This is a genomic window from Bradyrhizobium icense (assembly GCF_001693385.1).
Taxonomy (GTDB): domain Bacteria; phylum Pseudomonadota; class Alphaproteobacteria; order Rhizobiales; family Xanthobacteraceae; genus Bradyrhizobium; species Bradyrhizobium icense.
The window spans coordinates 3,411,868-3,425,590 of record NZ_CP016428.1 but is presented as its reverse complement, the minus strand read 5'-3'; the positions used below and the strand labels follow the sequence as shown (position 1 = coordinate 3,425,590).

Below are 13,723 nucleotides of genomic sequence, written 5' to 3'. Positions count from 1 at the left end.
TGAGATCGTGGGGATTATGGTGGGCACGGCGCGATGCGCCTTTGCCCACCCTACCGATCACTTATTCAGCTACACACCCTCAAAACCGCAGATTATTGCACTGGCTGTTGTCGTGCGGCCGGAAATTCCGCAGGCGTTCCCCGCCTTCGGTATGAAGGTTTCACCCGCCCGGCGCCTGCCGCGCCACGAGGGAATTGGGGTTGGATGGCCCTTCGAAATTGGCTACTAGTTTGGCCGCCGAAAACAGACGCGTTCGGGGATCGGGAATGACCTATTGCTGCGGAATTCTGGTACGGGACGGTCTCGTCATGATCGCGGATACCCGCACCAATGCCGGCCTCGACAATGTCTCGACCTTCCGCAAGCTCCACATTTTCTCGAAACCCGGCGAGCGCATCATGGCGGTCGCCAGCGCCGGCAATCTGGCGATCAGCCAGTCGGTGCTCTCGACATTGACCGAGGGCATCGAAGACCCCAACACCGGCGAGGTCGAGACGCTGATGAACGCGCCGACCATGTTCCAGGCCGCGCAGCGCATCGGGAGGGCAATCCGCATGGTCCATGCCACCGAAGGCCCGGCGCTCCGATCCGAAGACGTCTCCTTCGACGTCTCCTTCCTGTTCGGCGGCCAGATCAAGGGCTCGCGGATGCGGCTGTTCATGGTCTATACCGCCGGCAATTTCATCGAATGCACCACCGACACGCCTTACCTGCAGATCGGCGAGCACAAATACGGTAAGCCGGTGCTCGATCGCGCGATGCATTACGACGTCGAACTGTATGAGGCGCTGAAGACCGGCCTGATCTCGATGGATTCGACCATGCGCTCGAATCTCGGCGTCGGCCTGCCGATCGACGTGCTGGTGGTGCGCGCGGATGCCTGCGAGGCCGACCTCAACCATCGCATCGAGGCCGGCGAACCCTATTTCCACGATCTGCGTTCGCGCTGGTCGGCGGCCTTGCGCGCGGCGCACCAGAATATTCCGAGACCACCCTACAAATCCGAAACAGAAACCAAGAACTGAAGGCGAGGAAACAATGGCCGACGCAACCAACAAGATCGCGCTCGTAACCGGTGCCGGCACCGGCGTCGGACGCGCGGCATCGCTGGCGCTGATGAATGCCGGCTACACCGTGGTGCTCGCCGGGCGTCGCATGGAGATGCTGGAAGAAACCAAGAAGCTCGGCGACAATGTCGGCAAGAGCCTGTGCGTTTCCGCCGACATGACCAGCCCGGCCTCGATCGCAGCCCTCTTTCAGAAGGTCAAGGACACCTATGGCCGGCTCGACGTGCTCTTCAACAATGCCGGAATGGGCGCGCCGCCGGTGAATTTCGAGGACCTCAGCCTCGAGCAGTGGCAGGCGGTGGTGAACACCAACCTTACCGGCCCGTTCCTGTGCACCCAGCACGCCTTTCGCATCATGAAGGATCAGACCCCGCGCGGCGGCCGCATCATCAACAACGGCTCGATCTCGGCGCATGCGCCGCGGCCGTTCTCGGCCGCCTATACCTCGACCAAGCACGCGATCACGGGCCTCACCAAGGCCTCCAATCTCGACGGCCGCATGTACGACATCGCGGTCGGCCAGGTCGACATCGGCAATGCCGCGACGCCGATGACCGACCGCATGGTCGCCGGACCCGGTGTGATGCAGCCCGACGGCACGATGAAGCACGAACCGCGCATGGACGCGAAGGCAGTCGGCGACGCCGTGGCCTACATGGCCGGCCTGCCGCTCGATGCCAACGTGCTGTTCATGACGGTCATGGCAACCAAGATGCCGTTCGTCGGACGGGGCTGACGTGCGCGCCCGTGCCCCGGACGCAGCGCGGCGCGAAGTGCTGCGCTGCTGAGCCGGGGCTTAGCTTTCCGCGCGTCGCGCAGTGCCGAAGTGACGCTGCACCGCGTCCGGGACACGAGTTGAGTTGGGCTTTCACAAATCGACAAGATTGGCATAATCCCGGCCGGGGTTTTCGGGGGATTCATGCTGCAACTGCAATCGGCGTTTGGCGTGCTGGCATTGCTGGCGATCGCATGGGCGCTCAGTGAGAACCGCCGCGCGGTCTCGTTGCGGCAGATGGCGGTCGGCCTTGCCGTTACGATCGTCACCGCGCTGGTGCTGCTCAAGCTGCCGCCGGTGGCGAAGGCGTTCGGCGCCATCAACGACGCCGTGGGCACGATCGCGGCGGCGACGCGCGCCGGCACTTCCTTCGTGTTCGGCTATCTCGGCGGCGGTGCGCTGCCGTTCGATCTCAAGGCGCCGGGCGCGGATTTCATCCTGGCATTTCAGGCGCTGCCGATCGTGCTCGTCATGAGCGTCCTGACGACGTTGCTGTTCTATTGGCACGTGCTGCCGCCGGTCGTGCGCGGCATGGCGTGGCTGTTGGAGCGCACGCTCGGCGTCGGCGGCGCAGTGGGGCTGTCGGCCGCAGCCAATATCTTTCTCGGCATGGTCGAGGCACCGCTGTTCATCCGTCCCTATCTGGCGCAGCTCACGCGCAGCGAATTGTTCCTGGTCATGACCGGCGGCATGGCCGGCATCGCCGGCACCGTGCTGGTGCTCTACGCCACGTTCCTCGCGCCGCTGATCCCCGATGCCGCCGCGCATTTTGTCATCGCCTCCGTGCTCGGCGCACCGGCCGCGATCCTGATCAGCCTGATCATGGTGCCGGAGACTTCGGACAAGCGCACTGGCGGCTCGCTCGGAGATCCCGACATGCACGCGTCCTCCACGATGGACGCCATCGCCAAGGGCACCGCGGCCGGGCTCGAACTGCTGCTCAACATCGTCGCGATGTTGCTGGTGCTGGTGGCGCTGGTTTATCTCGTCAATGCGATGCTCGGGCTGTTGCCAGAGATCGGCGGCGCCAAAATTTCGCTACAGCGGCTGCTTGGGCTTCTGATGGCGCCGGTGTGCTGGCTGATGGGCCTGCCTTGGCCGCAAGCCGTCACGGCCGGAAGCCTGATGGGCACCAAGACCGTGCTCAACGAACTGATCGCCTATCTCGACCTCTCGAAACTCGGCGCGGATGCACTCGATCCGCGCTCGCGGCTGATCATGCTCTACGCGATGTGCGGCTTTGCCAACTTCGCCAGCCTCGGCATCATGATCGGCGGCCTCGGCACCATGGCCCCGGGGCGGCGCGAGGAGATCAATGCGCTCGGGCTGAAGTCGATCGTCTCAGGCACCCTGGCGACGTGTTTGATGGGGGCGGTGGTGGGGGTGTTGACGTGACGCTCCGCGTCATTCCGGGACGGTGCGCAAGCACCAGACCTCAGATGCGCAATAGCGCATCGGGGAATCTCGAGATTCCGGATTCGACGCTGACGCGTCGCTCCGGAATGACAGCGCCTTAACTCGCCAATTCCACCGTCTTGAACTCCGCCGGCAAAATCACCTCCAGCAGTTCGACGTCGTCCGAATAATCCATGATCAGATGCTTGATGCGCGGGGGCTGGGTCCAGGCGCTGCCTTCTTGCATCAGCGTCTCGCCCTGTCCTTCCATGTAGGTCTTCACCCAGCCCTTGAGCACGTAGACCATCTGGAATTCGACGTCGTGGTAATGCAACTTTGAGACTTCCGCGGGGTTGCACGGACCCTGGAGGCGGATGACGTGCGCCTGCGCCAGGCCGTGGGTGGCGTCGGCAATCCCGAGATCGCGGTACTTGGCATAAGCGCGCAGACCATCGGCCTTGAAATCTTCTTCGCGGTGATGGCTGATGGCGATGCGCTGCTTCGGCCGTGCCTTCCTGGCCGGCTTCGATTTTGCTACCGGCACGTCCCGCGCCTTTGACTTGACCGTCTTGCGGGCTGAGGATTTGGCTGCTGTCTTGTGGCCCGCCCATTTCTTCTTCACGGCGGGCTGCGCCGCGGATCGTGATGCCACTTTCTTTTTGGCCATGCGTGCCTCCCTTTTGTTTGTGGCGGGAGGCTAACACAGAAAACTTTTGTAGGGTGAGCAAAGCGCAGCGTGCCCACCTTCGCGAGCGGAGTGTCAGATGGTGGGCACGGCGCTGTCGCGCCTTTGCGCACCCCTACGAGACCTGCAGTTCAATGCAGCCTGAACACACCGTCGACCGCGCGAAGCTCGGTCGGCTTGATCAGCCTGGAATGCGCCACCGTCACGGAAAACAGCGGGCCATCAAGCTTTTCCTGCCAGAACGCGAGGAAGTCCTTCAGCGCGGGGAATTTCGGAAACAGATCGTAGTTCTGCCAGACATAGGTCTGCAGCAATGAAGGGTGATCCGGCATCCGATAGAGAATTTGCGCCGTCGTCAGCCCGTAACCCAGCACCTGCTTCCGGAAGTCGTCGGAAGCCACTCCAACCCGCGAGACCATGCCAATACCTCCGGTTCAGGAGCGCATTGTCGTGGTGGCCACACACCGAGCCACCCCGGCGGAGATGCGCTCACATGAGAGAAATGTGACGCACGATACCAACCCATCACAAGCCTAAATGTTTAATGATTTGTTGAAAATTCGCGCGTTAGCAGCAGCTTACCGCACGTGCTAATATCGGTCCCAGCGTGCCGCCGTCCGGTTAATCATGATTAATGAAATTGGCAGGCGACATATTTGAGTGCCAATTTTTCTGCTAGAAGCCCTTGTCCCCCGAAGAATACTGGCCTAAATCAGCCGCAGCCGAGCTGGCACTCGCTGGCCCGGACTGCCAAAATTCCAGAATTCTACAACATTCCCAGACGTTTAGGAGGACTGCATGAACTTCCGTCCGCTTCACGACCGCGTCGTGGTCAAACGCATCGACGCCGAAGAGAAGACCGCTGGCGGCATCATCATTCCGGACAGTGCCAAGGAAAAGCCCTCCCAGGGCGAAGTCGTCGCCGTCGGCCCGGGCGGCCGTGACGAAGCCGGCAAGCTGATCCCGATCGACCTCAAGGTCGGCGACCGCGTGCTGTTCGGCAAGTGGTCGGGCACCGAGGTCAAGATCGACGGCCAGGAGCTCCTGATCATGAAGGAGTCCGACATCATGGGCGTACTCGACGTCACCTCGGCCAAGAAGAAGGCCGCCTAAGACATCGCCTGCCACGCTCACCCTGAGGAGCGCCCGCAAGGCGCCTCCCCCACAGGGTGAGAAACAAAGATCAACTCAGGGAAACCAAATATGTCAGCCAAAGAAGTCAAATTCGGCGTCGACGCCCGCGACCGCATGCTGCGCGGCGTCGACATTCTCGCCAACGCCGTCAAGGTCACGCTCGGCCCGAAGGGCCGCAACGTCGTGCTCGACAAGTCGTTCGGCGCTCCCCGCATCACCAAGGACGGCGTCACCGTCGCCAAGGAGATCGAGCTCGACGACAAGTTCGAGAACATGGGCGCGCAGATGGTGCGCGAAGTCGCCTCGAAGTCCGCGGACGCGGCCGGCGACGGCACCACCACCGCGACCGTGCTCGCGGCTGCGATCGTCCGTGAAGGCGCCAAGTCGGTTGCCGCCGGCATGAACCCGATGGATCTGAAGCGCGGTATCGACCTGGCCGTGGAAGCCGTGGTCGCCGACCTCGTCAAGAACTCCAAGAAGGTCACCTCGAACGAGGAAATCGCCCAGGTCGGCACCATCTCCGCCAACGGCGACGCCGAAATCGGCAAGTTCCTGGCCGACGCCATGAAGAAGGTCGGCAACGAGGGCGTCATCACGGTCGAGGAAGCCAAGTCGCTCGAGACCGAACTCGACGTCGTCGAAGGCATGCAGTTCGACCGCGGCTACATCTCGCCCTACTTCGTCACCAACGCCGACAAGATGCGCGTTGAAATGGACGACGCCTACATCCTGATCAACGAGAAGAAGCTGTCCTCGCTGAACGAGCTGCTGCCGCTGCTCGAAGCCGTGGTGCAGACCGGCAAGCCGCTGGTCATCGTCGCCGAAGACGTCGAAGGCGAAGCCCTCGCCACCCTCGTGGTCAACCGTCTGCGTGGTGGTCTGAAAGTCGCGGCCGTCAAGGCTCCTGGCTTCGGCGATCGCCGCAAGGCCATGCTGCAGGACATCGCGGTGCTGACCGGCGGTCAGGCGATCTCGGAAGACCTCGGCATCAAGCTCGAGAACGTCACGCTGCAGATGCTCGGTCGCGCCAAGAAGGTGATGATCGACAAGGAAAACACCACGATCGTCAACGGCGCCGGCAAGAAGGCCGACATCGAGGCGCGCGTGCAGCAGATCAAGGCGCAGATCGAGGAAACCACCTCGGACTACGACCGTGAGAAGCTGCAGGAGCGTCTGGCCAAGCTCGCGGGCGGCGTCGCCGTGATCCGCGTCGGCGGCGCGACCGAAGTCGAAGTGAAGGAGCGCAAGGATCGCGTGGATGACGCGATGCATGCGACCCGCGCGGCGGTTGAGGAAGGCATCGTGCCGGGCGGCGGCGTCGCCCTGCTCCGCGCCACCGAGCAGCTCAAGCGCCTCAAGACCCAGAACGACGACCAGAAGACCGGCGTCGAGATCGTGCGCAAGGCGCTGTCCGCGCCGGCCCGCCAGATCGCGATCAACGCCGGTGAAGACGGCTCCGTCATCGTCGGCAAGATCCTCGAGAAGGAGCAGTACTCCTACGGCTTCGACTCGCAGAACGGCGAATACGGCAACCTGGTCTCCAAGGGCATCATCGACCCGACCAAGGTGGTTCGTGCGGCGATCCAGAACGCGGCCTCGGTCGCGGCTCTCCTGATCACCACCGAAGCCATGATCGCCGAACTGCCGAAGAAGAACGCCGGCGGCCCCGCAATGCCTCCGGGCGGCGGCATGGGCGGCATGGACTTCTAAGGCCGGCTTGTCCCGGGCGCGGTGCGGCATTCTTCATGCCGCTCCGCAGAACCCGGGACCGCTCAACGAATGCGAAATGCAAAACCCCGGCAGCGATGCCGGGGTTTTTGTTTGGGCGGATCCGGACCGCAACGGCGCGGTGTCTCTGCAACGTCACGCTGAAGCAAAACCTTCCCGCTGCTTGAGCTATCCCGGTTATGCACAGCGCTGTGTAAAATATACCAGCGTATGCGTTGACAATTTCAAAAAAACTTTTCGCGAGAGTCGCAAAACGAACCGACAGTCCCGCCTCTCCTAGGCAAAGTGACATCGAGGGCTGGAATCAAATCCTCATCCACAATCTGATCGAACGCGAAGCGTGAGCTCTCGTGACGCAAGCTGGCGTCGCAAGGAACGCTTTCGCTTGGAAAGGTAATGTTGCCGTGAGTGAAAGCGAAATGAAAGCCAAGCCGAACGGAACGCATATTTTCGGAATGCCGTGGTTGGACTTCTCCAAGATCGCCGCGCCTGGCGTGGTTCGTGAGCTTACCGAGCAGGGCTTCGCCCGCGCACGCGAAGGCTGCGAGAAAATCAAGACCGCTTCGGAGGAGATGACGGAAGCGCTGCGCGAGAGCTATTCGAGCAATGCGAGGAGCGCGACCGATTACGGACTCAAGCTGTTCGAAATCTCAAACGCCAATGCCGCCTCCACCCTCGATTTCTTCGTCCATCTGTTCGGCAGCAAGTCAGCTACCGATGTCCTCACCTTGTCCGCCGCACAGGCGCGCAAGGCGTTCGACACCGCTTCTGACCAGAACAGGGAATTGTGGACGCTTGCCCAGAAGCTTGCGACGGAAACGGGTGAGCCGATCCGGAAGCACTTCACCAAGGCTCTCCATCAAACCGGCTAAAAATACCGGCGCTCAATCACATCCAGGACTACGTCAAGGAGGGATCCGGCCGGTTGGAACAGCCCAGCGATGAGCATGCGGCCCACTACCCCGATGCTCTATCAGACGCGGTGCGCGATGCCCCCCAAGTAACCGCACCGATAAGCGCATTCCAACCGGCCGGTGCTTTTTCAAACGACAAAGCCAATCTCGAGGGAGGGCGATATGGGAATGGTCATGGTCAAATGTCCGCGAACCGGACATCCGATACCCACCGGCATCAAGACTGATCGCGAGAGCTTTAGCCGCAGCGCAGTGTTTTTCTCGCGGACCCGTTGCGTGATCTGTCACACCGATCACGCCTGGTTCGCGCGAGAAGCCTGGGTCGATGAGCCGAGCATCCGCGTGCGACGTCGCAGCGCTGGCTCCCCGGCGTAAGCGTCGGCACAGATCAAGTGATGATCGCGATGGAGGGACACCATGGCGCGCACGCAAATCTCAACCGACACATCCATCTGGCTTCTGCAAGCCAAGGGCTTTCTTGACGAAGCGCGACGGCTGAAGCCGGGCCCTGAGCGCAACGAGCTGCGCCAGACCGCGAGGGTGTTGCGAGAGATTGCGAAGCTCGAGGCGGCATCCGAGCCGGCACTCGACCGCAATTGGCGGCAGAGAACCTGATCGGGCGAAGAATCCACCCCATGATGTGGTTCCAGAAGGTCGAGTGGTCGCGCGGACACGCGCTCACACGGCGCCGCCCGATTTGATTCCCGGAATCCGCCGATCTTCGGGCAGAACCGCCGCGCGAGATCGGGCCGAATGGAGCGCGAACATCTCCTCGACTTCGAGATGCATGACGTTGTGGCATTCGCATGCGACCGCCGCGAGCCGCGCCGGATCGATCTCGATCAAGCCTCGTCGATCGGCCTTGATCGCTCCACGCGCGCGCAAGTTGCGCATCAGAAGCGTCACCGTCGTGCGTCGCACACCGACTATTTGCGATAGCGCCTGCTGGGTGAGCGGGAGCACATCATGGTCGACCCGGTCGCGAAGCTGAAGCAACCAGCGAGCCATGCGCGCCTCGACCGGGTGAAGCGCATTGCAGGCTGAACCGAGTTGAAGCTGCATCAGCATCGCCCTGACGTGAATCTGGACCGCTTGCCGGATCGCGGGGCTCCGGTTGAAAGCGGCGTGAAATCGCGATGCGGGGATCCGAAAGGCGGTACCCGCCGCACGAACGATCGCGGTCATATCTGAAGGTGACGGCCCGAGCACCGAAAGAATGCCTACTGCCCCCTCACGCCCGACTGCGGCTGTGGCGACCGTGTGTCCGTCCGCCATGTCGATCATCAGCGAGATGGCGCCGCTATGAGGGAAGTAGACGTACTCGATTGCGTCACCCGCCCGCAAAAGGACCGCGTCCTGATCGAGCGCGATCGTCTCAAGCTCGGGCTCCAGCAGATCGAAGTCCGACGCCGGCAATGCTGCAAGAAGGCGATTTCCCATTCCGCGGCGAGGCGTCACTGCGGGAAACCCTTGGGGCGTCGGCGACCATCTCCGTCTGGAGCGTCGTGGAACGGGAGCTTTAACATAAGATTGAAAATGCCTTTTTTACGCATACTCACTCAAACAGGCTCTCGCTCTAACAACAAACTCCAAACGTGGGCGCGAGGCAGGCTGCTCGCGGTATCTCAAGGAGTTAGATGCAAATGCGCCGCCGGACGCAACCGCAAAATGCGCATGGGTAACACCGTAAGCTTACGGGGATGCACGGTTCCATTCCGGCGCACGGCAAGACAGCGCGCTATTCGCGGAGACTTTTCCACCGTAGAACGGCCTCCGCTCTTCTTCATAGAAGGCGACGACAGAGAACGGGTCACAGAGCATATCGTCACGATTCAACCCAATCAGAAGTAGTGAAGGGCCGCCCGTAGGCGACCCTTCCTGTCACGCGTTCTCCGCAGACTTGATGCGGACCAGCTTGCTCAGCAGCGCGTCGAGGCCCTGCCCGTCGCCCGCATGCAGGTCGATCCGGCCGACCTTCTCCACCAGCCGCTCCAGCGACTCCAGCTCCTTGAGCCGCAGCAGCAGAGGGTTCTCCTCCATCAGCCTGGCCGTGTTCAGGAGCGAGCGCGTTGCCGCGGTCTCTTCCTGCCGGCGGATCAGGTTCGCCTTCGCGACCCGCTCCGCCTCCACGACCTTGTTGACGAGTTCGCGGATCTCGCCGGGCAGGATCACGTCCTTTACGCCAAGCTCCGTGACCTCCACACCGCTGTCCGCGACACGATCACGCACGTAATCGCGCAGCTCCGCGTCGAGCGCAGCCTTCGCCGACAACACCTCGTCCAGCGTGCGGCCCGCAACCGCTTCACGGATCGCGAACTGCACCAGGCGGTACAGCCACGCATCCACGTCGGGCACGGCCGCGACCACGCGCACGGGGTCGACGATCCGGCGGAATGCCGTCAGGGTCACACGCAGCGCGATGCGATCCTGGTCAGCATTTCCTGCGCGGTGATCTCGACCGCCTGAGGACGCAGATCGAGGCGCTTGACCTCGATCTTGCGGCCGGCGATCCAGAAGGCGTGCCGCCCGGGCGCCAGCCGCTCCACCAGCCGGCCCTCGACATAGAGCAGGCCGGCCTCATGGTTCTCGACCACCGCTTCCGTCACGACGGTAGGACGGTTGCGCTCGATCATCGCGAGATGGCGCTCGGTCACGCGGGGATCGCTGGCCACATCGATGCGCTCGACATCGATCGACGTTGCGACCTTCCAGTAGACGCGCGCCTGCCAGGGCGTCATCAGGTGCACGGGGCGGCCATCGAGACTGACGATGGCGATCTCATTCGCCTTCGTCTCCACCGCCTCGAACAGCTCCGCGGCCAGATCGGGCCGCGCGGCCTTCAGCACCGCGTAACGCTCCACAGGGAATTCGGTGCGAACGATGTTGAAGACCTCCGCCGTCCACTGACGCCGCAGATCGAACAGGAGGTGGCGGCCGGGTTCGAGCACGCGCTCGAGCCTGCCGTTGCGCGTCAGCAACGCGCGCTCGCCATCCTTCACCGTCAACGTCTTCATCAGCAAGTGCCAGGTCATGGCACGCCTCCATGGTTTGCCCTCCGGCCCGCGGGGTCGGAAAGCGGGTTTCGTTTTGCAAAGGATGTGAGGACGCGGACGACGCTTCCTGAAAGCTCGGCGGGCCGGGTTTGAGCTTGCGCAGATAGCGGGCGCACGCGCGCGATCGCTCGACTTGCGTCGAGCGCTCGAACGTTGCCACCCGGCATCTCGCGCAAGCGGTATCCACCGCGGCGCAAAGCCGGTCTCACAGTGTCTTAGTTCGGACGAAAAGCCTTAGCGGCGATGCGGCCGGACTGCGACTGAAGCGCGCGTCCGGTCCCCGTCAGAGGAATCAGCTTTTCAGGCTGAACCGGAGCGGAGCGGGATTCGAACCCGCGTCACGATGATTAAACGTCATCTGCTCTACCACTGAGCTATCCTTTGTTGTGCAACAGATCGGAATCGAACCGATGCCTTCGGGGTATCCCCCGACGCTCTCCATGAGCTACAATCGCGTCTTCGTTCGGCGGAACACGAAACCGGAGACCGGCCCGCGCCAGTCGGGATCACAACGAGCCCGAACCCATGGCCAAAGCGAAGGAGCGCGGACATAAGGCAAGCACCCTGAGATTGCAAGCCCCAGCGCAGGAATTTTTCGTCGGATTAGATCGGCTGTAGCGGCGCGATCACACTGAAACAGGATGGGCGAAGCCACTGCGGCAAGCCGCACCTCCGCGCTCGCTGGGTACCCTCGCGAAGTGTCGCCGCCGCCCTACTGGATCTTCGCCAGCACTGCGAGACGGCGGATGCCCTTGTTGCGATAGGCATCGAGGAACGCGTAGTAGTCCTTGAACGACACGCAGCCGTTGGACTGTCCGCTCGGCCCCAGCATGTAAGTGTGGGCTAGCAGACCGTCGCGGTTGAAGATCTTGTCCTGGCCTCCGATCGGCGTGAGCCGTAGCGCCGGTACGCCGTGAAACAGCGCCTCGCGCGGCTTCAGTTCGTAGATGTGCGGCGGCGTTACGCCCTGCATCCTCACATGCGCGTAGCGAACGTCATCCATCTTGGAGCCCAAACCAGAATGTGCCTCGAGCCTCGTGCCGTCCGGCAGATACACGGTTTTGGCGGCAATATCGTAGACCGCAGTCTGACGGTCATAGGGCGGTGAGCCGCCGAGCATGGGGTTCTGGCTCCGCGTATCGATGATGCTACCGGTGACGCTGGCGTCGGCGGAGGCATAGGCCAGCAGCGAGTTCGACGGCTGCTTGCCCCACAGCTTTTCGACCATGTTCGGCTTCCCGGTTGTGCCGATCGACATGACCGCCGCCGTGGCGCGCTGCGCCATGTCGCGAATGGGACTACCGGATGCTTTCGCAGGCTCCTTCGGCGCTGGCGCCGGTACATTGAGAGCAAGCTGGGTCGTGGGGACCGAAGTCTTCGGCTTCGGCGTTTCCGCGAGCTTGGGAGCTTCAGCGGCTTTGGGCGCTGGAGCCGAGGCCTCAGCCAATTGCGTTGTTGCGGCCGCTCTCGACGGCTCGCCTTGCGCGGCGGCGGCTGCGAACCTTTCGTTGAACATCAGCGATGTCGCGACATTCTCCGGGGCGGGCATCACCAGCGGGCGTTGCTCCAGGGACGCGAAGATTTCGTTGAAAGCGGGCCGCACGGTCCGCGCAGCGACGGCGCTCGAGTTGTTGACGACGGGTGCCTCGAAGGCGGAGCGGTTCACGGATGGATAGATGCTGGCGCCGATCACATTGCTGTAAACCGTCCAGGCGCAGCCCAGCACGAGGCCTGCGACCGCGACACCGCCGAGGAATTGTTGGGGAGTGCCTTTACGGGAAGATCTCCTGCGGTTGTGGGCCGCAGGACCGAACGCACGCGTACGCTTACTCATTCACACAACGCCCAGAACAACAATTCCACCAAGTCCCCTGTTGATGCTGCGTCCGGAGACGTTCCCTGCAGCATCTCGCAGAGGCACAGAGCGTCATTAAGGCGAATTTTAGTTAAATCCGGATTAAACGCGGGCAGATGTAAGGCGAGCCCAAATCCATGGAATTATTGGCGAAATTGTCTCCGCAATGATGCGGGGATTGGTCCCAATCAGGGACACCCGGCGTGATGTAACACCGAGTGTCCCATAACGGGCCAAGTTCGGCCTCAATCCGTGAACGGGTCGAACGCATTCTCGCCTGCCATCGCCACGGCGAACGGACGCAGCGTGTGCTGGACTTTGATCGAGCCGGCGTGCTTGGCGATCACTTCCGGGCAGCCCAGTTAATAGCTCAACCGCGGATACCAATCCTTGCCGCGCCCTTCCGGCGTTGTGTCGAGAATCGTCCACAACGGATCGATATCAGGTGCGCCGCGCGGGTCCTGTCCGGGATCGGCGGTCGAGGGTCCCATTTCACCGGACCAGAAATGGCGGATGCTGCCATCGCGGCGCGTGAACACGTTGTAGCCGGGCGCGTCCGCATCCGCGGCGCTGACAAAGTCGCGCGTGTAGTCGCCCGACGCATCCGAATAGATCCGATGCCGCGTCCACCCGCGCGCCCTCTTCGCCTCGATCAGCCGCGCGATCGGCGAGCGGGCCACGAACACGAAGGCGATGCGCTGCTCGACATCGGGCAGCTTGCCTTCCCACGTGCTCATGAACGACGTGCACATCGGGCAGGGCTGCTCGCGCTGCGGGCCAAACATGTAGCTGTAGATCACGAGCGTCTGCTTGTCGCCGAACAGATCCGACAAATTGACCTTGCCGCCCTCGCCCTCGAATTCATAGTTCTTCGTCACCGCCCCGCCCGGCGGCAACGACCGGCGCAATTCGGCGACCCGTTGGATATGACGGCGCAGCTCTATCTCCTCGGCCAGCAATTGTTCGCGGGCGCGGCGATATTCGATGCTCTCGTTGGGAAAGCGCACACGGCTCGTGCTTGCGAGCTCGGCGGCGGGTTTCAGTGCGGAACTGGACATGGCAACACCTCGGTTGTGGTCGAGTGGTTACAAGACGCTCCGCGCCTTGTCGGTCCGAC

At 62.6% G+C, this 13,723-nt stretch carries 14 protein-coding genes and 1 tRNA gene; 7 read left to right on the top strand and 8 right to left on the bottom strand.

The window, feature by feature from the left end:
- Positions 1-266: 266 nt before the first annotated feature.
- From LMTR13_RS15970 to LMTR13_RS15960, 3 genes are all read left to right on the top strand, one after another.
- Positions 267-1,025, top strand: a complete 759-nt coding sequence (locus tag LMTR13_RS15970; protein WP_065728699.1) for a proteasome-type protease — start codon at positions 267-269, stop codon at positions 1,023-1,025.
- 13 nt (positions 1,026-1,038) lie between these two features.
- Positions 1,039-1,803: an SDR family oxidoreductase gene (locus LMTR13_RS15965; RefSeq protein WP_065728698.1), complete on the top strand. Its 765-nt coding sequence runs from the start codon at positions 1,039-1,041 to the stop codon at positions 1,801-1,803.
- A gap of 183 nt (positions 1,804-1,986) precedes the next feature.
- Complete coding sequence (locus tag LMTR13_RS15960; RefSeq protein ID WP_065728697.1) at positions 1,987-3,237, top strand: NupC/NupG family nucleoside CNT transporter; 1,251 nt, start codon at positions 1,987-1,989, stop codon at positions 3,235-3,237.
- 118 nt (positions 3,238-3,355) lie between these two features.
- Here the strand turns inward: LMTR13_RS15960 and LMTR13_RS15955 are convergent, their stop codons facing one another.
- Both LMTR13_RS15955 and LMTR13_RS15950 read right to left on the bottom strand, forming a co-directional pair.
- Entirely contained in the window at positions 3,356-3,904 is a 549-nt protein-coding gene (locus LMTR13_RS15955) for a cupin domain-containing protein (protein WP_065728696.1), read from the bottom strand.
- A 149-nt stretch (positions 3,905-4,053) separates the two neighbouring features.
- Positions 4,054-4,341, bottom strand: a complete 288-nt coding sequence (locus tag LMTR13_RS15950) for an usg protein (protein WP_028349895.1) — start codon at positions 4,339-4,341, stop codon at positions 4,054-4,056.
- A 379-nt stretch (positions 4,342-4,720) separates the two neighbouring features.
- Here LMTR13_RS15950 and LMTR13_RS15945 point away from each other — a divergent pair, with 379 nt between their 5' ends.
- The 4 genes from LMTR13_RS15945 (at position 4,721) to LMTR13_RS15925 (ending at position 8,313) form a co-directional block, all read left to right on the top strand.
- A complete protein-coding gene (locus tag LMTR13_RS15945; RefSeq protein ID WP_028349896.1) occupies positions 4,721-5,035 on the top strand; it encodes a co-chaperone GroES in 315 nt (104 codons plus the stop codon).
- A gap of 90 nt (positions 5,036-5,125) precedes the next feature.
- A complete protein-coding gene (gene groL / locus LMTR13_RS15940) occupies positions 5,126-6,766 on the top strand; it encodes a chaperonin GroEL (protein WP_065728695.1) in 1,641 nt (546 codons plus the stop codon).
- 422 nt (positions 6,767-7,188) lie between these two features.
- On the top strand, positions 7,189-7,656 hold the full coding sequence (locus LMTR13_RS15935; protein WP_236843399.1) for a phasin family protein: 468 nt from the start codon (positions 7,189-7,191) through the stop codon (positions 7,654-7,656).
- Positions 7,657-8,115: 459 nt separating this feature from the next.
- Positions 8,116-8,313 (top strand): hypothetical protein, encoded by a 198-nt coding sequence (locus LMTR13_RS15925; protein WP_065728693.1) that lies wholly within the window; start codon positions 8,116-8,118, stop codon positions 8,311-8,313.
- Between the two features lie 63 nt (positions 8,314-8,376).
- Here LMTR13_RS15925 and LMTR13_RS15920 read toward each other — a convergent pair whose 3' ends face one another.
- The 6 genes from LMTR13_RS15920 to LMTR13_RS15895 all read right to left on the bottom strand — a co-directional run bounded on the left by LMTR13_RS15920 (position 8,377) and on the right by LMTR13_RS15895 (position 13,664).
- Positions 8,377-9,138, bottom strand: coding sequence for a Crp/Fnr family transcriptional regulator (locus tag LMTR13_RS15920; RefSeq protein ID WP_065728692.1), 762 nt, complete (start codon positions 9,136-9,138; stop codon positions 8,377-8,379).
- A 441-nt stretch (positions 9,139-9,579) separates the two neighbouring features.
- Complete coding sequence (locus LMTR13_RS42535; protein WP_236843398.1) at positions 9,580-10,107, bottom strand: slipin family protein; 528 nt, start codon at positions 10,105-10,107, stop codon at positions 9,580-9,582.
- Positions 10,104-10,730, bottom strand: coding sequence for an SPFH domain-containing protein (locus tag LMTR13_RS42530; RefSeq protein WP_236843397.1), 627 nt, complete (start codon positions 10,728-10,730; stop codon positions 10,104-10,106). Before LMTR13_RS42530 ends, LMTR13_RS42535 begins: the two co-directional genes overlap by 4 nt.
- Positions 10,731-11,138: 408 nt before the next feature.
- Positions 11,139-11,206, bottom strand: a tRNA-OTHER gene (locus LMTR13_RS15905).
- A gap of 257 nt (positions 11,207-11,463) precedes the next feature.
- Positions 11,464-12,585, bottom strand: a complete 1,122-nt coding sequence (locus LMTR13_RS15900; RefSeq protein WP_083219067.1) for a DUF2778 domain-containing protein — start codon at positions 12,583-12,585, stop codon at positions 11,464-11,466.
- A gap of 383 nt (positions 12,586-12,968) precedes the next feature.
- On the bottom strand, positions 12,969-13,664 hold the full coding sequence (locus LMTR13_RS15895) for a DUF899 family protein (protein ID WP_065728690.1): 696 nt from the start codon (positions 13,662-13,664) through the stop codon (positions 12,969-12,971).
- Positions 13,665-13,723: the final 59 nt, after the last annotated feature.

What these genes read in the sequence shown, in the direction of transcription:
- LMTR13_RS15945 (WP_028349896.1), top strand. Translation starts at nt 4,721, where the DNA reads ATGAACTTCCGTCCGCTTCACGACCGCGTCGTGGTCAAACGCATCGAC.
- LMTR13_RS15965 (WP_065728698.1), top strand. Translation starts at nt 1,039, where the DNA reads ATGGCCGACGCAACCAACAAGATCGCGCTCGTAACCGGTGCCGGCACC.
- LMTR13_RS15970 (WP_065728699.1), top strand. Translation starts at nt 267, where the DNA reads ATGACCTATTGCTGCGGAATTCTGGTACGGGACGGTCTCGTCATGATC.
- LMTR13_RS15925 (WP_065728693.1), top strand. Translation starts at nt 8,116, where the DNA reads ATGGCGCGCACGCAAATCTCAACCGACACATCCATCTGGCTTCTGCAA.
- LMTR13_RS42530 (WP_236843397.1), bottom strand. Translation starts at nt 10,730, where the DNA reads ATGACCTGGCACTTGCTGATGAAGACGTTGACGGTGAAGGATGGCGAG.
- groL (WP_065728695.1), top strand. Translation starts at nt 5,126, where the DNA reads ATGTCAGCCAAAGAAGTCAAATTCGGCGTCGACGCCCGCGACCGCATG.
- LMTR13_RS15920 (WP_065728692.1), bottom strand. Translation starts at nt 9,138, where the DNA reads ATGGGAAATCGCCTTCTTGCAGCATTGCCGGCGTCGGACTTCGATCTG.
- LMTR13_RS15955 (WP_065728696.1), bottom strand. Translation starts at nt 3,904, where the DNA reads ATGGCCAAAAAGAAAGTGGCATCACGATCCGCGGCGCAGCCCGCCGTG.
- LMTR13_RS15900 (WP_083219067.1), bottom strand. Translation starts at nt 12,585, where the DNA reads ATGAGTAAGCGTACGCGTGCGTTCGGTCCTGCGGCCCACAACCGCAGG.
- LMTR13_RS15950 (WP_028349895.1), bottom strand. Translation starts at nt 4,341, where the DNA reads ATGGTCTCGCGGGTTGGAGTGGCTTCCGACGACTTCCGGAAGCAGGTG.
- LMTR13_RS15895 (WP_065728690.1), bottom strand. Translation starts at nt 13,664, where the DNA reads ATGTCCAGTTCCGCACTGAAACCCGCCGCCGAGCTCGCAAGCACGAGC.
- LMTR13_RS15960 (WP_065728697.1), top strand. Translation starts at nt 1,987, where the DNA reads ATGCTGCAACTGCAATCGGCGTTTGGCGTGCTGGCATTGCTGGCGATC.